This is a genomic window from Mucilaginibacter sp. SG564 (genome assembly GCF_013149275.1).
GTDB lineage: Bacteria > Bacteroidota > Bacteroidia > Sphingobacteriales > Sphingobacteriaceae > Mucilaginibacter.
Genome location: NZ_JABGNA010000003.1, coordinates 209,308 through 231,330, shown reverse-complemented (window position 1 = coordinate 231,330; position 22,023 = coordinate 209,308). Strand labels below are relative to the sequence as shown.

Annotated in this window: 12 protein-coding genes; 9 read left to right on the top strand and 3 right to left on the bottom strand. The window is 43.0% G+C overall.

Annotated elements, in window-relative coordinates; translation table 11 throughout:
* Positions 1–101: 101 nt before the first annotated feature.
* The 6 genes from FHW89_RS08505 (at position 102) to FHW89_RS08480 (ending at position 13,564) form a co-directional block, all read left to right on the top strand.
* Complete coding sequence (locus FHW89_RS08505) at positions 102–3,260, top strand: TonB-dependent receptor (RefSeq protein ID WP_172334604.1); 3,159 nt, start codon at positions 102–104, stop codon at positions 3,258–3,260.
* 90 nt (positions 3,261–3,350) lie between these two features.
* Positions 3,351–4,847 carry a RagB/SusD family nutrient uptake outer membrane protein gene (locus FHW89_RS08500; RefSeq protein ID WP_172334603.1) on the top strand — a complete coding sequence of 499 codons (1,497 nt, stop codon included), beginning with the start codon at positions 3,351–3,353 and terminating at the stop codon, positions 4,845–4,847.
* A 271-nt stretch (positions 4,848–5,118) separates the two neighbouring features.
* Positions 5,119–7,908 carry an alpha-L-rhamnosidase gene (locus FHW89_RS08495; RefSeq protein WP_172334602.1) on the top strand — a complete coding sequence of 930 codons (2,790 nt, stop codon included), beginning with the start codon at positions 5,119–5,121 and terminating at the stop codon, positions 7,906–7,908.
* Between the two features lie 27 nt (positions 7,909–7,935).
* Entirely contained in the window at positions 7,936–9,087 is a 1,152-nt protein-coding gene (locus tag FHW89_RS08490) for an acyltransferase family protein (RefSeq protein ID WP_172334601.1), read from the top strand.
* A gap of 14 nt (positions 9,088–9,101) precedes the next feature.
* The gene (locus FHW89_RS08485; RefSeq protein ID WP_172334600.1) at positions 9,102–11,381 is read left to right on the top strand and encodes a beta-N-acetylhexosaminidase; all 2,280 of its coding nucleotides are present in this window, start codon (positions 9,102–9,104) and stop codon (positions 11,379–11,381) included.
* Positions 11,382–11,392: 11 nt separating this feature from the next.
* Positions 11,393–13,564: a GH92 family glycosyl hydrolase gene (locus FHW89_RS08480; RefSeq protein WP_253952199.1), complete on the top strand. Its 2,172-nt coding sequence runs from the start codon at positions 11,393–11,395 to the stop codon at positions 13,562–13,564.
* Between the two features lie 40 nt (positions 13,565–13,604).
* Here FHW89_RS08480 and FHW89_RS08475 read toward each other — a convergent pair whose 3' ends face one another.
* Positions 13,605–14,750: a hypothetical protein gene (locus FHW89_RS08475; protein WP_172334599.1), complete on the bottom strand. Its 1,146-nt coding sequence runs from the start codon at positions 14,748–14,750 to the stop codon at positions 13,605–13,607.
* Positions 14,751–14,960: 210 nt separating this feature from the next.
* On the bottom strand, positions 14,961–15,755 hold the full coding sequence (locus FHW89_RS08470) for an SDR family oxidoreductase (RefSeq protein WP_172334598.1): 795 nt from the start codon (positions 15,753–15,755) through the stop codon (positions 14,961–14,963).
* 136 nt (positions 15,756–15,891) lie between these two features.
* On the opposite strand from FHW89_RS08470, the gene FHW89_RS08465 reads away from it, so the two are divergent.
* The 3 genes from FHW89_RS08465 to FHW89_RS08455 all read left to right on the top strand — a co-directional run bounded on the left by FHW89_RS08465 (position 15,892) and on the right by FHW89_RS08455 (position 20,116).
* Entirely contained in the window at positions 15,892–16,422 is a 531-nt protein-coding gene (locus tag FHW89_RS08465; RefSeq protein ID WP_172334597.1) for a lipocalin family protein, read from the top strand.
* Positions 16,423–16,739: 317 nt separating this feature from the next.
* Positions 16,740–17,405 carry a hypothetical protein gene (locus FHW89_RS08460; protein ID WP_172334596.1) on the top strand — a complete coding sequence of 222 codons (666 nt, stop codon included), beginning with the start codon at positions 16,740–16,742 and terminating at the stop codon, positions 17,403–17,405.
* A gap of 41 nt (positions 17,406–17,446) precedes the next feature.
* Positions 17,447–20,116 carry a TonB-dependent receptor gene (locus FHW89_RS08455; RefSeq protein ID WP_172334595.1) on the top strand — a complete coding sequence of 890 codons (2,670 nt, stop codon included), beginning with the start codon at positions 17,447–17,449 and terminating at the stop codon, positions 20,114–20,116.
* A gap of 322 nt (positions 20,117–20,438) precedes the next feature.
* Here the strand turns inward: FHW89_RS08455 and FHW89_RS08450 are convergent, their stop codons facing one another.
* On the bottom strand, positions 20,439–21,935 hold the full coding sequence (locus FHW89_RS08450) for an OmpP1/FadL family transporter (RefSeq protein ID WP_172334594.1): 1,497 nt from the start codon (positions 21,933–21,935) through the stop codon (positions 20,439–20,441).
* Positions 21,936–22,023: the final 88 nt, after the last annotated feature.

Below are 22,023 nucleotides of genomic sequence, written 5' to 3'. Positions count from 1 at the left end.
GTTAACAAAAAGTGAAGTAGGTAACACTTTTTGATGCAGATGAGCCAAACCGGCTCGACAGAATTTCATTAACAGAAACATTAACCAAACACAACCAAGGTATGCAATTAAACTTTACGAGTAGGGTATTATATGCGCCCCGGACAACAACCTCCAAGCTATTTTTAGTTTTAAAACTAACGGGTTTATTAATCATCATGGGCTGTTTACAGCTTAGGGCCAAAAATTTCATAGGGGATTCTTCAGAACCCATAACCATAACAGGCCAGGTAAAGGATGCACAAGGGCAGCCATTGCCGGGTGTTAACGTGAAGATAAAGGGAACAAGCATTGGCGCCACTACCAGTGTCGACGGTAAATTTAGCTTACAGGCTAATGATAACGCCGTGCTGGTGTTCAGCTTTGTAGGTTTCAGAACTAAAGAAGAGCCTGTAAATAAACGTACCGCTATTGATATAGTGCTGGAAGAAGATAAAACCCAGCTGCATGAAGTAGTGGTAGTAGGCTACGGTAACCAGGAACGAAAAGATGTAACAGGAGCGGTAGGGACGGTTAAAATGAGTAATATCAAAGAGATCAAAGCTGCCAGTGCCGATCTGAAACTGGCCGGGCAGCTGGCCGGTGTAACTGTGAACCAGGTAACCGGTACTCCGGGTGGTGGCGTATCCGTTAATATCCGGGGCGCGGGTTCGGTAGGTGCGGGTGATGATCCGCTGTATGTGGTAGATGGCTTCCCGATCTCGCCGGGCTTTGATCAGTATTCCAATCCGCTGAGTACCATTAACCCCGATGATATCGAGAACATCAGCGTACTAAAAGACGCGGCTTCAACAGCCATATACGGTTCGCGCGGTGCGAATGGCGTTATCCTGATCACCACTAAGAGGGCTAAGAAGGGCGAATCAACAGTTACGGTAAATACATCTACCGGCATCCAGACCATATTGCCTAAAAGCAAGCTTAAAATGATGACGGCTTCTCAATTCGCGCAATGGCGTACAGAAGCGATAGAAGATGCCAACAAGGCCAATGGTACTAATAATCCGATACCGGATGAATATAAAAATCCGGCATCGCTGGGCAAAGGTACCGATTGGTTTGATGCGGTTACCCGTGTAGCGCCCATGCAAAATTATGATGTTACCATAGCTAATGGTACCGAAAAAGCACGGTCGCTGTTTTCATTAGGCTATTTTGATCAGCGGGGTACAGTATTGAATACCGGATTTAAAAGATACTCCTTAAAGGGAGTTATAGATGCCGATTTGGCCAAAAACGTAACCGTTGGCTTAAGCATCGCGCCTACCTATAGCCTTAGGGATCTGCAGGAAACAGATGGGCACTTCCTTTCAGCCGTTTTGAGTCAGGCTTACCTGGAAAGTCCGCTTATTCCGGTAAAACAACCCGATGGCTCCTATACCAATGTGGTAGGTTCGCCGGGTACCTTCCAGAACGCCAACCCGGTAAGTGAGCTGGTGAATACTACCAATAAACGTAACGAATTCAGAGGGCTTGCCAATACCTATGCAGAGTGGCGGATCATCCCGGGTTTAACCCTGAGGTCGACTTTTGGTGTTGATTATCAAACCAAATCACAGGATTATTTCCGGCCATCGTTCCTGGGAGCCTTCAATAACCATAATGTCGATGGAACTCAGGCAAAAGCTATTGCATCCTCTACCTCGGTAAACTCTTTTAACTGGCTAAATGAAAACTCCATTAATTATAAAAAAACATGGGGCAATCATACATTAACCGCATTTGGCGATTACTCTATCCAACAGGAAACAGATCACAACCGCTTTGTTTTTGGTACCGATTTTCCGGATGATGTAGTTCGGTCGATCAGAGCTGCTACTACCATTACCGCCCCGCCGGATAATAATACCGATCAATCGTGGCGCCTGTTATCATTGATAGCCCGTGTAAACTATGCCTATAAGGATAAGTACTTGTTAAGTGCGTCTATCCGGCGCGACGGTTCGAGCCGGTTTGCCCAAGGACATCAATGGGGTACGTTTCCATCCGTATCCGGAGGCTGGCGTGTCTCTGATGAATCATTTTTTCCCAAAACAGGGTTTATTGATCAATTGAAATTTACGGCCAGTTATGGCCTTGCCGGTAATAACAATGTAGGTAACTATGATTTTTTCCCTCCGATTGAATCCACTAATTATACGTTTGGAGGGTCGCTGGCTCCAGGAAAATCTATAACATCTCTTGGAAATCAACAGCTTGGATGGGAAACCACGCGCCAGCTGGATATTGGCATGGATATCTCCCTTATCAAAGGCCGTATTTATTTAATAGCCGAATATTATAACCGTTACACACAACGCATGCTGCAATATATTCCGCTGCCTATAGCTTCCGGTTATGATAATGCCCTAACCAATGTGGGTAACGTGCGCAACCGGGGCTGGGAGTTTACTTTAACCACTAAAAATATCATCGGCAGCGGATTTAACTGGAGCACCGATATGAATATATCCTTTAACCGTAACAAGGTATTGAGCCTGGGCCCAACCCAGCAGATATATGATGCTCCGCCCAATGATAATCCAACTAATATAACTAAGGTTGGCTTGCCGCTCGGACAATTTTACGGATACATTTTTGAAGGCATTTTCCAAAACCAGGCAGAGCTGGATAAATATCCGCATTTTGACGGACAAGCAGTAGGCACCATCCGCTACAAGGATGTAAATGGCGACGGAGTGATTGACGGTAAGGATCAAACCACTATCGGTAATCCCTGGCCAAAATTTACTTTCGGTTTTAACAATCACCTGTCATACAGAAATTTTGATATGAACATTATTTCGGCCGGTTCAGTGGGCGGGCACATATTTGATGTATACAAGCAGTTCACCACCAACCTGGATGGCGTATTTAATGTAGAGCAATCTGTTATGCAACGCTGGCGATCCGAACAGCAGCCGGGTGCAGGGCTTTTGCCAACCACGGTTGTTAATACAGATCTGGCCCGTGATAAATACCCTTCCTATTGGGTCGAGAGCAACTCTTACCTCATGGTTAAGAATATCGATCTGGGGTACAATTTCAAGACTAAGTTCAGCAAAAATTTCAGGGTTTATTTCAGCGCGCAGAATGCTATCCTGATAACCGGTTACAGAGGCGGTAGCCCCGAAGTAGGCATTGAAGGGCAGGATGGTAACAGGTCACTTTCGCCAAATGTGAATTTTACAGGTTACCCAATCTCTGCTGTATATACCATAGGTTGTAATGTAACCTTTTAGTGAGGAATAAGGATTCTTGGAGCAAAGAGTAAGGATCTGTAAGCCAATGAACTAATGAACCGATAAACGGATAAACAAATAACCGAAGACATGAAAAAATACATATATCTTTTTTTGATCCTTACCGCTGCGGGTGTAGCCGGCTGTAAAAAGGATTACCTTTCCCTTCAACCCACCGATTACGAAAACAATACTAATTTTTATAAAACACCGGCCCAGTTTACGCAGGCTGTTAACGGGGCTTATGCACCTTTGCAAGGCTTGTACACAGGTTCTTTTTGGGCCATGGGCGAAATGCGATCTGATAATACATCGTATGAATTTGATCCCGACGATAGGTCAGGTGTTAATAAAGAAGAAATTGATGAATTCAGGGAGTTGGATAATAATGATATGGTTGGTGCTTTTTTTAGCTCAAGTTTTACAGGAATAGGTAGGTGTAACGTAATTCTGGCTCGTTTGCCTGCTGCCAAGCTGCCTCCAGCCGTGGCAGATACTATAAGCGGGCAAGCTAGTTTTTTACGTGCATTTAATTATTTTAACCTGGTGCGCATGTTTGGCGATGTGCCCCTGGTATTAACTGAACAGCAATCGGTAAGCGATGCTTATAAAGTAGCAACCAAAGCCCATGCCGCCGATATATACACCCAGATAATTGCCGATGCCAATGACGCTATAGCTAAATTACCACTTAGTTATGCGGGCTTGGGTAATAAAGGCAGGGTAACCAAAGGCACTGCCCAAACCTTGCTGGCTGAGGTATACATGACCCAGAAAAAATTTGATCTGGCAGTACCTTTACTGCGCAGTATTATTAGCTCCAATGTGTATAGCCTGAATGCCAACTATGCCGATAATTTTGATATCAATAAAGAGAATGGCCCCGAATCGATATTTGAGATCCAATATATCGAAGGGCCAAACGGGCTGGGGAGTGATTTTATCGATACGTTTGCCCCCTGGGATGTATATGATGATTCTGTAACCGGACACACCCTGGATAATGGCGCGCAAAACGGCTGGAATATCCCTACACAGGATCTGTTGGATGCTTATGAGCCTGATGATAAAAGACGGGCAGCCTCTGTTGATGAAACATTTACATCTGATCAATATGGTATCACCATGCCTTATATTAAAAAATACCAGAGTGTAGGCGCTGTTAAAGGCATAACCGGCAATAATTTCCCGGTTTATCGCTATGCCGATGTTTACCTCATGCTGGCCGAATGCCTCAATGAACAGGGTTTTTCAGGTGGAGGTGATGCTTTCAGATATTTAAACCTGGTGAGGGAACGGGCAGGCCTACCAGATAAAACCGCGGGTAATGCCGATGCCACATTAAACGTGGCCAGCCAGGAAGATTTTCGCACGGCGGTAGCGCATGAAAGGCAAATTGAGCTGTGTTTCGAAAACCACCGCTGGTTTGACCTCCTGCGTACCGGCAAGGCTGTAGCGGTGATGACGGCCCATGGTGCCCGGGAAAAGGAAATTAAAAAGCCGTATTGGAATATTAATTCGGCAGCATATACCAATATTCGCCTGCTTTTCCAATATCCGTTAACCCAGGGGCAGCTGGGACATTGAGAAAGAGAGTCAAGATAATAAGAGTCAGGAATCAAGAGATGGAAAATTGTAGTGAAGATATAAGAATCAAGAGTCAGGCAGGAAAATAAATAACAAGATGGTTTGGGCTTTTGTCCCGATTCTTGTATCTTGATCCTTGACTCCTGATTTCGAAGTCTTGATTCCTGACTCTTATTATCTTGAATCTCTCTGTAACATCATATTTACTTTTACGGTTAAAAAATATGAGATATATACAAACAAAAACCGTTCTTAAGCTATATTTAGTAGCATGAATTACATAGCCCAAACAGGCCTGCTCAAAAAAGTATACCTGAGTACCGTTATATTATTTTTTATTTGTCGCCAGGGCTTTGCACAGGTTCAAAATGCGCCTGTGACTTTCAGGGTTGATAATTTAATATGTGAGTATAAGGTTAACCCCATAGCTGTTGACGCGGCCAACCCACGCATGAGCTGGAAACTGATCACACAAGACCGTAACATACAACAAACTTATTACGAGATAAGGGTGGGTACCAATGCGGTATCATTAACCAAGGGTAAAGACCTCATCTGGACCTCGGGCAAGGTGCCTTCGGATGAGTCGGCGCATGTGTATTATGGCGGTCCGATGCTTACCTCGCGCGAAAAGTGCTACTGGCAGGTGCGGGTATGGAACAATAAAAACCAGGTAACACCCTGGAGCATGGTGAACTACTGGAAAATGGGTTTACTGAAGCAGGAGGATTGGTCGGCCAAATGGATCCAGGATAATTATCTGTCTGATACTACCGGCGGCCCGAGCCCTATGTTCCGAAAAGCATTTAAGCTTGATCATAAAATACGTGCTGCACATTTATATATCACCGCGCATGGCGTATTTGAAGCGCAGATAAACGGTAAGCGGGTGGGCAATGATTATTTTGCTCCCGGTTGGACAAGCTATAACAAACGCCTGCAATACCAGGTATATGATGTTACCTCGCTGCTCCGGAGGGGGGATAATGCCACAGGTGTAACCATTGGCGATGGTTGGTACCGGGGCTATACTTACAATCGCAGAAAGAATGTTTACGGCAAAAAACTGGCCCTGCTCTATCAGCTCGAGATAGTTTATACCAACGGCAAACGCGAAACCATCACCTCAGACAAAAGCTGGAAGGTGGCTTATGGCCCTATCCGCTCATCCTCATTTTTTGATGGTGAAGTGTATGATGCCCGCAAGGAAAAGAACGGATGGACGGATCCTTTGTATAAGGATGCCACCTGGGATACCGTAAAAACGGATGAAAGCATCAAAAGTAACCTCATCACCACCATCGGCCCAACGGTAAAAAAACATGAGAAGTTTTTGCCGCTCAAAGTGTTAACCACACCTGCCGGCGAAAAAGTGATCGACTTTGGACAAAACCTGGTAGGCTGGGTGCAATTTAAGCTGAAAGCCAAAACCGGCGATACCATCCACCTTTTTCATGCCGAGGTGCTTGATCAGAAAGGAAATTTTTACACCAAAAACCTGCGAACCGCTAAACAGGAGATCACCTACGTATTTAAAAGTGATAGCGCCGAAAGCTACGAGCCGCATTTTACTTTCCAGGGGTTCCGGTATCTGAAAGTGGTGGGCTATAATGGTCCGCTTGACTCTACCAACGTGGCCGCCTATGCCGTATACTCCGATATGGCGCAAACGGGTAAGTTCTCCACTTCAAATCCATTAGTTAATCAGCTGCAGCATAACATACAGTGGGGGCAAAAAGGCAACTTTGTGGATGTACCAACGGACTGCCCGCAGCGTGATGAACGCATGGGCTGGACCGGCGATGCACAGGCCTTTGCTCGTACCGCCACCTTCAACATGGATGTGGCCGGCTTTTTTACCAAATGGCTAAAAGATCTTTCGGCCGATCAGCATAAAGATGGGGCTGTGCCTTATGTGATACCCAATGTGTTGGATAGCGTCTCGTCGGCAGCTTCGGGTTGGAGCGATGTAGCCACCATTGCACCCTGGACTATTTACCTGGCCTATGGCGATAAGCAGGTGCTGCAACAACAATATGAAAGTATGAAAGCCTGGGTAGGCTATATACAGATGCATAGCCGCAATTATCTTTGGGATACCGGTAACCACTTTGGCGACTGGCTCTTTTACGCCGGAACCAATTATGCTGATGGCGCCGCGCTTACCGATAAAAACCTGATAGCACAGGCATTTTACGCCTATTCGACCCAGTTATTGATCAACGCGGCCAGAATTTTGCAAAGGGGTGATGACGTGCAGAAATACACCCAACTGCTGTACAATATCAAAAAAGCGTTCCAAAGCGAGTATGTTACACCCAATGGCCGGATGATATCCGGTACGCAAACTTCTTATGTACTGGCCCTGAGCTTTGATCTGCTGCCCGAGAATTTAAGGGAATCGGCGGCAAAAAGGTTGGTTAACAACATACAGGATTATGACGAACATATCACCACTGGCTTTTTGGGTACACCCTATATTTGCCATGTACTGAGTCGTTTTGGCCATACCGATATCGCTTATGACCTGCTGATGAAGGAGTCGTACCCATCATGGCTGTACCCGGTAAAACACGGCGCTACCACCATTTGGGAGCGCTGGGACGGCATCAAGCCCGATGGCAGTTTTGAAGACCCGGAAATGAACTCGTTTAACCACTATGCTTATGGCGCCATTGGCGATTGGATGTACCGGGTGATAGCAGGTATCAATACCGACGAAAATTCACCGGGTTTTCATAAGATCATTATTTCGCCGCATCCGGGCGGCAAACTGACCAGTGCCCAGGCCGAGCTGGAAACTTTATATGGCAAAGTAAAATCGGCATGGAGCATTGATAATGGTATATTTACCTTAGACGTAATTGTGCCGCCCAATACCACTGCCGAGATCGTGCTGCCATCCGTAACCGATCAGATCACCGAAGGCGGCCTCGATATCAATACCATAAAGGAAATTACCGGAATCCAAAAAATAGGTAACGATGAGCATTTAAATATTGGCTCGGGTACCTACCATTTTGTATATACGCTGAAAACTTTTGGCAAGCACGTGAATTAAGGTTGTTGATCAACAGAGAATAAAAATATGGCAAACACCATCGTTGGCGATAAGGCCACCAGTATCAGTCGCCCGCGCTTACTTTCGCTCGATTTTTTCAGGGGATTTACCGTAGCGGCTATGATACTGGTAAACGATCCCGGCGACTGGAGCCATATTTACTGGCCACTGGAGCATTCCAAATGGAATGGCTGCACCCCAACCGACTTGGTTTTTCCCTTCTTTTTATTTATGGTGGGCGTATCCATTGTTTATGCCATGCAGGCCAAAAAAACCGACACTACGGCACATCCTAAGCTGATGCTGTCCATCTTGCGCCGTACCGTCATTATTGTATTGCTGGGGATCTGCCTACCGCTCATTGGCGATTTTCAGTTCAGCCATTTGCGTTTTCCCGGCGTGCTGCAGCGTATTGGTATCGTTTTTGGCATTACCGCGGTGTTGTACATTAAAACCAATACCCGTACGCAGATAATTATTGCCGCCATTTGTTTAGTTGGCTATTACCTGCTCATGACACTGGTGCCTGTGCCTGGTTTCGGGCCTGCCAGCCTTAACCCCGAAACCAACCTGGGTGCCTGGGTCGATAGACTGGTATTTACCCCGAATCATCTCTGGGGTGCATCCAAAACCTGGGATCCGGAGGGTTTATTGGGTACGATCCCAGCTATCGGCACCTGTTTAATCGGTGTGCTTACTGGTATCTGGCTCAAAAGCGATAAACTAAAAACCGGCAGTCAAATACTCCGGTTGACGAATGTGGGAGCTTTACTGGCCGTAGCCGGATTGATCTGGAACACGTTTTTCCCCATCAATAAATCTTTGTGGACAAGCTCCTTTGTATTATTTACCGCAGGGCTGGCCATCATTATTCTCTCCGTGTCTTATTGGTTCATCGATGTAAAGGGTTATAAAAAACTGCTGCCGCCATTCCTGGCTTTTGGGCGCAATGCTATAGCGGCTTATGTGCTGGCCGATGTTATCCCTGCTATTATATCTATTATCCCGGTTAAGGATAACGGCCATAAGACCAATATCTGGTCGTACATGTATTTTCACCTGCTTACGCCCAATTTTTCGCCAGAGAATGCCTCGCTTATTTCGGCTATCTTTACCGTGATCATCATCTTTATACCAGTTTGGATCCTATACAGGAAAAATATCACGGTTAAAATTTAAACCTACATTCTTTTATGATTCGTTTCAGCAAAATATATCTGCTTTTAGTAATTACCTGTTTGGGTTTAAATACAAAAACAACAACTGCTCAAATACATGTCATTCCGCAACCGCTGCATTTAACAACGCAAAAAGGCGATTTTGTGTTGAACAGAAAAGCTGTTATCGGAGTTGACAAAGAAAGCGCCGCGATAGGTAAATACCTGCAAGGCTACCTGGCACAATATTATAAACTACAGTTAGCGCTGAAGGTTTACGCCCAGATCCCCCCATCAACGGGTATAAGATTGATCAGCAGTAACCTGAAAGGAGCAGACGGGGCGTATGCGCTGAGTGTTACCGCAGGTAAAATAACCGTATCGGGTAAAGGAGCCGGGATATTTTATGGGGTGCAATCACTTATCCAATTGCTGCCACAGGTTAGCATCAAGCCTTTGCAGATACCCGTTTGTGCTATTAGCGATGAACCTCGTTTTCAGTGGCGTGGTTTAAGCCTGGATGTATGCCGCCATTTTTTTACGGTGGATGAGGTGAAGAAATACATCGATGTTATGGCGCATTATAAGCTGAATGTATTACACTGGCATTTAACCGATGATGAAGGTTGGCGCATCCAGATAGATAAATACCCGAAACTGACCGAAATGGGCGCCAAAATAGCCTACTATGCTAAAGAAGGGAAATTCCGGAAACTGGATAACCTGGTTGATGGCGGTAACGATGGCTTTTATACCAAAGCCGAGATCCGCGATGTGCTCAAATATGCGCAGGACCGGTTTGTGACCATTTTGCCCGAGATTGAAATGCCGGGTCATAGTGAGGCAGCCATATTTGCTTATCCCGAGTTGGGTTGTAAAGATTCCACAGGCGCCAAACACCGTGTGCGCATGCTCGACCCCAGCGAGTATACCTTTAAGTTTATGGAAGATGTGTTGACCGAGGTGATCGCGCTATTCCCTAATCAGTATGTGCACATTGGTGGCGATGAAGCCGAGATGGTCGATTGGCTCAAAAGCCCCACAGCCGTTGCCCTGATGCGGAAAGAAGGTTTGAAGAATGAGAAGGAAGTGCAAAGCTATTTTATTAAACGCATTGAAAAATTCCTGATCTCCAAAAACAAAAAGCTGGTAGGCTGGGACGAAATATTGCAGGGCGGCCTGGCCGAATCGGCAACAGTAATGAGCTGGCGGGGCGAAGAGGGTGGTATTGAAGCGGCCCGTATGCATCACCATGTGATCATGACGCCACTGCCCTATATGTATTTCGACGCGCCACAGGCCAATGAACAACTGGAACCCATAGGCTGGAACCCGCCGGTTACCTGGCAAATGGTGTACAACTATGAACCGCAGTCGAGCCAGCTGACACCCGCCGAAGCCGCTTATATTTTAGGAGCCCAAGGGAACATCTGGACTGAAAAGATACCCAATGCCCCGCACCTGGAATACATGGTGTTCCCCCGTGCGCTGGCCGTCGCCGAACTGGCCTGGAGCATCAAAGAGAATAAGAATATCGACCGTTTTGAGTACAAAATGAAACAACAGTATCCTTATTTTAAACTATGGAACCTCAACGCGCGCCTGCCCGATATTGTTGGCGTCGATCATGTTTTTACCAATGCCGAGCGATTTAAACAAACACTGCAGTACCCTTTGTCAGGTGCGCAGGTGCGATACTCGCTCAACGGTAAAATGCCTGATAGCACAGCCAGGCCCGTGGCGTTTCCTGTAAATATTGATGTTCCGCTTAAGGATAGTATCCAGCTCAAAACTTTTACCACCTGGAACCTGAACGCCCAGCACATATTTCAAAGTGCGATTATTAAACATGTGAAAATTAAGTCCCGGGAAGTTTATACAGCAGAGTTGAAACCAGGTTTGGGCTATAAGATTTTCAAAGCCAAAGAGATCAACTACGCCAAACTGGAGGCGGTTCCACCGGTTAGCATGATGGTGATAACAACGGGCACACCCATGATAATGCCGGTAACTGATGGGGACATCACCTGTGTTAAATTCAGCGGTATGATTAAGATTGATGCGGAGGGCGATTACGAACTGACATCGGGCTTTGAGGTAAGTCCAACCCTATACCTGGATAATGAACCGGTGATCAGGGGTGAAAAGAACAGGTATGTAGAACCGCAGAAAGCTGTGCTCCATCTTAAAAAAGGTTTTTATGAGTTTAGCGGATATTACACCGCCACTGAGGCTAACAGCAAACAAACCTTATTTTCGTTGAAAGATGCCGGCGGTAAATTGCTTGATCCGGCGGTGTACCTGTTTCTTTTATAGATCATACCAGTATGATGCAGAAAAAATGGAGTTTAACTGTAGTGGCATTCCTGATCATAGCTGCAGCTCATGCCCAGGGCTATAGCCAGTATGTTGATCCGTTTATTGGCACTTCCGCTACAGGGCATACCTTTCCAGGGGCTACGGTGCCGTTTGGTATGGTGCAGCTGAGCCCGGAAACCGGCAACTTCGGCTGGCATTATTCGTCGGGTTACCGTTATGAAGATAGCACCATCACCGGCTTTGCTCATACCCATTTAAGCGGCACAGGCGGAGTTGATCTGGGCGATGTGCTGTTCTTCCCATTCCAGGGAAAGGAGCCACAACAATTCGTCAGCAGGTTTTCACACCGTAAGGAAAAAGCTTCGCCGGGTTATTATGAAGTGGAGCTGGATGATCACGACATCAAAGTACAGCTTACAGCCTCTGCGCATACAGGCTTGCACCGCTACACCTTTAACAAAGCCGGGCAATCGCACCTGCTTATTGATATACAAAGTGGCCTGGTGGAGAATGCCGAAGAGTTGAAAGAGCATGTATCCGAAGGCAGTATCTCTATCGATTCAAAAACAACTGTCAGCGGGTATGCCTTCAGCAGTCAATGGGTGGAAAAGAAAGTTTATTTCACCGCGCAGTTTAGCAAGGCTTTTACCGGTTCGCATTTTATTGATGAGGATCATCGCCGTTTGATAGTCGACTTTGATACCCAACCCGGCGAGACCATCGAAGTTAAAGTGGCAATATCAGGCGTAAGCATCGATGGTGCCCGCAAAAACCTGGCTGCCGAAACACTGAACAAAACTTTTGACCAGGTTAAAGCCGAGGCCTCCAAAGTTTGGGAAAGCTATTTCAACCGGATGAAAGCCGAAGGCACCGGAGCTCAAAAAACAGCCTTTTATACCAGCATTTACCACGCCCTCATCCAACCTAACAATATCGCCGATGCAGATGGGCGATACCGTGGTGCGGATGGTGAAGTTCATCAATCGGCAGATAAGGTGTATTATTCCACCCTTTCGCTATGGGATACTTACCGGGCCGCGCAGCCATATTATACTTTGATGTGTTCGGATAAAGACGGGCAGATCATCGAGACCATGCTGCAGCATTTTAATACCGCCAAACTATTACCCGTTTGGACTTTATGGGGCAAGGAAAGCTTCGCCATGATCGGTAATCACGCGGTGCCCGCCATAGTAGATGCCGCGCTAAAAGGCATTAAAGGATTTGACCGGGAGCAGGCATTTGCCGCTATTAAAGTTTCGCTTACCAATCATAAAAACCCTAAATATAACTGGGATACGTATACGCGTTACGGCTACCTGCCTTCAGACTCGGTAAAACGCGAGGCCGTTTCCCGCACGCTGGAAGCCGCTTATGACGATTGGTGCGCCGCGCAACTGGCCAAATCCCTGCATAAAACAGACGATTATAATTATTTCAACAAGCGATCAAAATATTATATGAACCTGTTTGACAAATCGACCAACCTGATGCGGGGCCGTTTAGCTAATGGCGATTGGGTGCGTCCCTTTGCCAACCTGGATAGCGGTCAGCTGGCTATCGGCGGCGATTATACCGAGGGCAATGCCTGGCAATATGTATGGTCGGTACAGCAGGATATTCCCGGGTTGATCAAACTCATGGGTGGGAATAAGCCTTTCACCGCTAAGCTCGATTCCTTGTTCAGCATGAGCTCCAAAGTATTTGGCAAAGGTTCCACGCTGGATGTTACCGGCTTGATAGGGCAGTATGCCCATGGTAATGAGCCCAATCATCACGTAGCCTACCTGTACACACTTGCTGGGCAACCCTACAAAACCCAACGCCTGGTACGCCAGATAGCCGATCAGTTTTATCAGAACAAACCCGATGGCCTTTCGGGCAATGATGACTGCGGCCAAATGTCGGCCTGGTATATTTTTACGGCCCTCGGTTTTTATCCCGTTAATCCTGCTGATGGCCGCTACGTTTTTGGTGCGCCGCAACTGAGCAGGATAAACATTAGCGTAACTAACGGCAAAAGTTTTGTTATCGAATCCAAAGGGCTATCAAAGGCCAATAAATACGTGCAAAGCATCAGCCTGAATGGTAAACCTTATCTGAAAAATTATATCAGGCACTTTGATATTTTAAAAGGCGGGCGGTTGGTTTTTGTGATGGGTGAAAAGCCGAAGATTTAAAAAACTAAAAACGAGGAATGTGCGGAAATAGGATAAATCTTTACTTTTTTATTGTTTTTAAGCTATCAAGAAAACTAATTTCCTTTATAGTTAAAGGAACATATGCTAACTGAATATTCTCTAAATTCACAGTCTTAATACTTAGATGTATAAGTTTTTCCACTGTGCTATTCTTTAAATATTTTAACTTATAATATTCGTGCGCAGTGATATAACCTGTTAGATTAATTTTTTGAGGTGTTTTAGGGGCGATATTAACTTGATTTGCATCGAGGCTCCGTAACATGATAGTATCACTATAGGCAGTATCAGTTTTTTCATTTGCATCAACTATATTCCAAAAAATGAAATAATTATTCTCGCCTGGTTTTAAAATATAATTCTCTGTATGATCATTCTCGATAATAAAAGTGGTTTGAATGGAATACTTAAATTGATCCAACTGCTTTAATTGCAAATTAAGTGTGCTTTTGTCCCCATTTAAAAAATATACTTTGTTTTGTATTTCAGGTGTTTTGAATACACCCTTTAACAGAAAAAATATGATAACAGGGATTAGTATATTTAATAACGCCCCCGACCCTTCAAGGCCCTCACTGATAACCCCTCTTTTTTTTGCTTTTGATAGTGCTAGCCACGGTGAAATAAATAAACCGAGCACAAATATGAAGCTAACTATTACAACTAACCCGATTGTAATATCACGGACATTTTCAGAAGCATTTAGCCAATGTAATACAGAGCCGAAGATGGATGCAATAATTACCAAAAAGCTCATAAAAGAAAACGTCCATGAGGCCAATAAGAAATTATATCTGGAAAGTAGTGCTCTGTCTTTTTTCTTTGCAAAAATAAATGCAAGAAATTCTAAAATCAGCACTATTGATAATAATAACTTGAAATTGTCTTTATAATTATTATTGGTTAACAGATTACTTACAAACAGGTTATATGATTTAGATACGACCTGATACCCCAAAATAAAATCGGCAGTGCCAATTGTTAAACCAATAACATAAAAAAAGAAAAAAGATAATAGTAATAACGTATATTTCTTAATCTCGGAGAATTCTACATTATCCCTAAACAATAAAAAATAAATTCCTATTTCGCCTTTCCAAAATAGTCGTATAGCTTTGAAGTAATATTTAATTGAACTTAATATGCCAGAAAATAAATTCTCCATGCAAAAATGAATTGATAAGGTCTATTAAGGAGCGTAAAAGAATGTAAATTGTACTTACATATATAAGAAAAAAGCTAACAAAATACAATAATTTGCAGATAAATATCAAAGCCTCGCCAGGAAAACGAATAGCTAAATATGTAAGATTTAGGTGAGGCATGTTGTTGCAGTAACCAGGATAATTCAATTTTCCCCAAATGCAGAAAAGGATCATGCATTTGGTGCTGCTTTGTATCCATACCCCAAGATCGCCTCTACCTGTACACTCCGTACCATTTTCCACTCCTTCAACTCATCAATAAATTCCGGAGTCTCCAAGCCTGAATTAACAGCTGCTTTAGTATAAAATGCAGACTTGGCCGGATGATGAGGAGAACAGCCGTTGAACAAATAGCCAAACGCCTGCCGGTCAAGTATAGCCATACTCAAACCGATACAATCATCCAGGTGAATAAGGTTAACCGGTGCCCTGCCATTGGCAATATCTTTTTTACCGGCAAAGAACCTGCCTGGGTCACGCCCAGGTCCGATCAATCCCGCAAAGCGGATAATTGTGGTTTTAAATGTGTTTTCGGCTCTGAACAGATCTTCTGCTTGTAGTAATATCCTGCCTGCTTCTATATTGGGTTGCGGATCACTTAACTCATCAACCTCCGCGTTTATATCAGCATACACCGCCGTTGAACTGATGAATACCACCTTTTTTACACTATGCTTTTTGATGGCCTTGATAATTCCCCGTACCTTATCAATAAACCCGGGTCCTTCGCCGCTCCTGCTTTTGGGGGGGATACAGATAAAAAGTACATCGGAGGTAAAAAATGAATCGTCATAGTGTTCATCACCGGGTAAAAAGCTCACCAGGTAGGGGGCAATACCATCAGCAGCCAGGGCTGACATTTTTTGTTGGGATGTGGTAGAACCTTTCACCGCGTGGCCTGCATTGATCAGGGCCTTTGCCAGTGCCTGGCCATACCAGCCGCAACCTAAAATACTGATGTTCATCTTCTGCACCATGGCTTGTCCGGGAGTTTCGTTTTAATGAATTGGCGCAAAGGTAATTAAATATTTAAAGCAGGAAATTGTACTAAATATGCGTTTTTGGCTTAAACTTTTTGAGGGCTATAATCGTTGTTGTTGTATGAAAAAAGAGATTTTAGCAACATCTGTGGTTTTAGGTTTAACCGCGTTGGCCCTGCAAGCCAGGTGTAAGCCTTTAGAAACTGTTAAATACGTAGAACTAAAAAAATATTTAGGCACCTGGTTTGAAATAGCTGCCTTCCCAAAAGCTTTTGAAAAAGGATGTATGTGCACATCGGCAACGTATGGACTGGCCGAGAACGGTTCACTCATCGTCAAAAACCGTTGTATCCAGGATGGCGACCTGAAAGTAAAAGAAGGAAGGGCCTTTGTAACCGATCGTACTAACGCCAAGCTCGACGTGGAGTTCTTCTGGCCTTTCAGGGGTAAATACTGGATTATTGATCTGGCTAAAGATTACAGCTACGCTGTTGTTGGTAACCCCAGCCGCAGTAGTTTATGGATACTGAGCCGCCGCCCCACGCTGGATGAGCAAACATATAATGAGTTGGTGGTAAACGCTGCCAATAAAGGTTTCGACGTACGTAAGCTGGTAAAAACAGATCAAATTGCTGATGTGTCGGCAATATGATAAATGTATTTTAGCTGAAGACGCATGTAACGCGCCTCTACATTTTGTATTGTAGAGACGCATCACATGCGTCTTTTTTTATCATTCAGATTATGGTAGGCGTTATCCCCGCATCATGATATTATAGCCAGAATAACGGTAGAAATTGGTATGATGATAACACCAATCACCGTGTAAACTGACAGCGATTGTTTATAAATGCCTCTCAAATAAAAAAATATATATTATATATAAAAAATATATTATATACGTTGCAACATTGCAATGTTTTTCTATCTTTGCCAACTAATTTTGTAGTTATACTTATCATAATCCGCATGTACAAAAAATTACTTACACTTACTTTAGCAGCTCTGCTGTATTTATGTTTAGCACCTGCCTCAAACGCACAAACCAGACCACCCCGAACCGACACTCCACCACCCCGAGGCGGCGACCCAGGTTCCGGAGGAGGAGGAGGAGGAGGAGACATCGGCAGACATGTCCCGGACCCGGCTTCGTTAATCCGCGGTCAGTTTATTCCAAATGGTAATCCTACAAATAAAGGTCTTGAAATTATATTGTATGAGGAGAACTTTGCACAAGGAGATATCGTTGACAATGGAGACATCGTGCTGCCTTATAACGCAACTGCTAAAGGAAGATTCCGATATAGTGAGGGTGACCTGTTCTTACACCTCATTGTGCATGGAAATGACGGCCTGGAATATGAAAATACGAAGGCTCCGGCAAATGACGAAACCAGGTCACTGAAAATAAGTGGCATGTTTGCGGGGCGGTTGATAACATTTTATGACAACCCTTCTGCTCAAACAGATGATGATTGGATTGAAATTCTTGTAAAAAAAGCGATCCCTCCTACAGACTTTTATCAAATAAACAGCTATCAGAAGTCATTTGAAGATGAATATGTAAAGGTTACCTATCACGAGCATAATGGTTTAGATGGGAAAGTGTCGTATATCAATGTAGACAAAAATTAATAAAATACCACTGAAAGAATCAAAAAAAAACACCACCGGCTTTGGCCAGTGGTGTTTTTTTGATTGTGCCTGATGATATGTATTGCAAAGTAGTTTTATTGATTGCGCTATGCATGTTATTAAATTCAGCGTATGCCCAAAATACGTATAGGATAGAAGGGGTTATAATAGATTCTAAGGCATCTCCAATAAGTGATGCTAATATTGCTTTGATCATTGGTTCTGATACCTTAAAAACCAGGAGTGATGAAAAAGGCGGTTTTATTTTTAAAAGGACTAATTCTTATAGTAGTTTTCAATTAAAAATAAGCCACGTCGGGTTTGTAGGGTTTAATGCTGTGTTTTTAATAGAAAATCATACCCAATTACTTAGTTTAGAGCCAATTAAATTAAACGCCGATGAGAAACAGCTGGCAGAGGTGGTCATCAAAGAAAAGGCTCCCCCCGTTGTATTAAAAAGGGACACTATCGAGTATAACATTTCTTCTTTTGAGGTAAATGATGATGATTTGATGGAAGATCTTCTTAAAAAACTACCTGGCTTAGAGATAGATAGAAATGGTTATTTGTCTTCAGGGGGGAAGGTCATATATAAACTCCGTGTAAATGGGGAGGATTTTTTTTCAGGAAACACCAGGGAACTTATAAAGCAGTTACCCGCCGGCATATTTTCTAAAGTTCAAATTATTAATGATTTTGGAGATGATGGTGCTTTCTTAGGTATTAAAAAAGGCCCGTCTTATAAATTATTAAATTTGGTAACCCAACCAGGTAAAAATAATGGAATATTTGGAAATATAACTGCCAGTCGAGGGCCGGGCAAACAGGTAGCTACAAATGCAATTGGCAATTATTGGAAAGAATCAAAACAAATTTCAAGCTCAATAAATTTAAGGACGGCATCAAACGTGCTTGGCTCAAATAACTCAAATCAAGCTAGTTTGAATTATAGCGATCATATTAGTAAATATTTAAAAATTGGCGCTTTTTATAATTTAAACGTTTCCAAATCAAGTGCCCAAAACAGTACATTTTCAGAAACTATAAATTCTTTGGGTACTATAAAAAATGATATTAACAGCACTTCATTTGCAGAAAATAATACCCATTCATTTAACCTTAACTCAAAATATCAACGAGACAAAAAAACATATATTAAACTAAACCTAAGTTTGTCTAAAAGTAACTCTAATGATAATTTTACATCCAATTCTCTGCAAACTGGCCTAATTAATCAAAAATTAGTCTCAAGTAGTTACAGTAAAAGTGAAAACCCCATGCAAAATATTGATGCCACAATAGGCAGAAAATTGAGTAAACGGGGGCCGTTAATTATGATTAATTTTCAGTATAAATCTAATAACAACAATAACGCAGAGCAAGTAAACAGAAATATCAAAGAGTATGATACGGTTGACAGCCTTAAAAACGACTCCATATTTAATACCTTAACTAATAGATTTTTAAAGGTTAACGCAACAGACTTAACTGTATCTTTTGTGCAACCATTAACATCCAGAAGCAGCCTTGATCTCGATTATGAGGTTTCAACAAACAAACAAAAAACAATCCAGCTAACCGATGTATATCCATCTCTCTTGAGATTAGGGCTTGATTCACTTAATCAACATCTCGAGAACACAACCCAAACTCAAAAAATAAGTATAAATTACCGTTTTACCGGACAGAAGTTTAGCTTGACGCAAGGTATAAGTGGACAAAAGAACTCGTTATCGACTTTTTCTCCAGGAAGTGAAAATAAGATTAAACAAGCTATATATAATTTCTCACCAGTTTTTACTTTGAGTTACAACCCCAGTACAAGCACAACCTGGGAAGCGAACTACTCTGGTAACAGCCAGGCTCCTTCAATTGAAGAATTGAACCCTGTGCCGGATATCCGGGATATACAAAATATTACTATTGGAAACCCTAATCTAAAAACCTCATTTAATAATCGATTAGAATTTAACTTTCAGCATTGGGGTAATCATTCTCGTCGCATAATTAATGCAGCGTTATCGGCATCAGTTATCCAAAACAAAATAGTCAGCAACTCGCTAATTATTACGGATTCCTTGAATTTATTAAGGCGGGAAACCCATTTTTTAAATGCCAGTGGAGAATACCAGCTCAACGCCAGTTATGGATATTCCATGCCAATAAAAATTTCTGCTGCTGCTTTAAAAACCAGCTTTTACGGAAATGCCAACTTTGCCCGCCAGGTAGTTTATGCCGACAACAACAAAGCGTTTAATTTTTCCCGTAATTTTTCACAAACTATTAAAATAACTAATACCCTTAAACATACCGACACCGAAGCATCTGTTAATTATACAGCAAGTTTTAATCATTATATAATAGGTGAAGGATTAACTACTACCGTGACCAGATGGGTGTTTGCACTAAATGAAAATGTTACCTTTTTTAAAAATGTGACCTTAAATCTTGCAGCAAGTAAAAGCCTCATTCATGGATATACTAATATTGGCGCAAACAATCCATTTATTGTTGACGCGACGGCCTCCTGTTTTTTCTTAAAACAAAAACTGATGCTAAGACTACAAGCATCTGATATATTGAACCAGGGGAATAAAATAAGTCAAAGTATTATAGATAATAGCATAGTTAATAATAAAACAAGCTATCTAAGCCAATTTGTACTGCTGAGCCTTACCTACAGAATAAGTAAGTTTGGACATTTGAAATGATCAATCTATTAAGCTTATAGTCGGTGCTATCACCGCACCATTTATCTCATAGCCGGAATAAGTGTAGGAAAGTGATACGGCGATAACACCGATCACTGGCTACATATCACCTATCCTTCTTTTTTGAGCCAAAGGTCAGACCTAGGCCCACAATCAGTGTAGGCAACCACCAAAAGAAAGAATATTCTCCCATTTTACTTACAATTGGATTTAGTGGTGGGCCTTGATATGCAAACAGGGAGGCCTCAAGAAAAAACATCCCTATTGCTATAACAATCAATACTATACCGATTATTCTATAGGTGGTCATTGTGGATGTTTATTAAAACCGATACCCTAAAGTCAAAAAGCCGTTATCATTTGTCTTTTTAAAATTAGCCGTCGGGTTGCCATTATTGATCAGATACGGTGAAAAAGCTTCGGAACCGGTAACGTGTGCGTAAGTGGCATCCACATAGTATTGGCCAAATCTTATGCCTATACCACCGCTAACCGTTTTGATATCACTGCTTACATCTGTTGCACTGGTATTATTTTTAAACGGGCTACCTTGCTGGCTGTATCCACCACGTAAATAAAACATACTGGTTACACGGGCTTCGGCACCCACACGTACGTTAACGGCAGAGCGATAGTTAGCTTTAATGTCTGTTATGTCAGGGATGTTGCTATAGCCAGCATCTGGGATACTACTGATATGGGCCGTTTTATAATCAACATAGTCTATATCACCACTGATAAAACCATATTTGCCAATAAAAAAAGCGGCCCCGCCTGTTAATTTAAGCGGTGTACGCATATTGTAGTTTAGTTCATAATTACCTGAATTATAAGGCTGGTTTGGTCTTCCATTAATGGAAGTGGCCAATCCTTCGGTAGTTACATCGTTGATACTGTAAAAGGTAGGAGAGGTGAAGGTGAAACCTAAACGTACGGCTTCAACGGGTTTGTAAATAATCCCCAGCTTAATGTTAGCACCCGAACCCCTGGTTGACTGATTTTGTATGTAGTTAGACCTGAAAGGGGTTGTAACACCATTAACGCCCCCATTGGGTATTATAGATGCGGTGCCATCCTCAATAAACTGACGGGAATAATCATATCTGAGGTCGGTTATAGCCACACTCACACCCAGGTATAATTTATTGCTGTAATTGGCCCCCATAGCTAAATTAAACTCCGATTGACCGCCTACCCGCGAAATGGTGCCTGTTTGGTTTACGGGGACATTAATGGTACTGCCGAAATCAAAGCCCTGAGGGGTGGCAAACTTATCGATTAAACGATCACTATAGGCCGCTTGCGCGAGTGGGTCATCCGGATGGTTATTGGCCGTACCTGCATAATAATCGGATATGGAGTTGGCCGCGTTTTTTCCGTTGTAAACCATGTTTTCATAAAAGTTATTGGTGCGGCTGTAGCCTGCGCCATAATTGATGCTGAGCCAGCCCTTGCTTTTATCACTCCCTTTTGGGCGGTTAAGTTGCTGATAATGCACAATGGATGCATTGCTTAAATTGCCGCTGCTTTTGCTGGCATTATTGGCTTGCCCAAAATAATTGGATTTTACTTTTGAACCATTAAATTCGGGCGTTATGCTAAATTCTGAGTGGGTGAAAAAGCCCAAACCGGCGGGGTTGCCGCTAATAGAGCTCAAATCGCCGCCTATAGCCGTACCGGCATTACCAATGGCTTTGATACGTGATGTAGAGCCATTTTGAAAGGTTGAATAGCGGACTACGTCCTGGGAGTATTGCGCAAAACTATTTTTGGTAATAGCTACTATAGCGATTACACTAAGTAAGTATTTTATTTTCATCGGTGTGATCGGTTTTTTTGGGTGATGAAACGATTATGAGCAATTGTACATTTTTTAAAAGCGATACTCATGATCGTTTCATGGAATT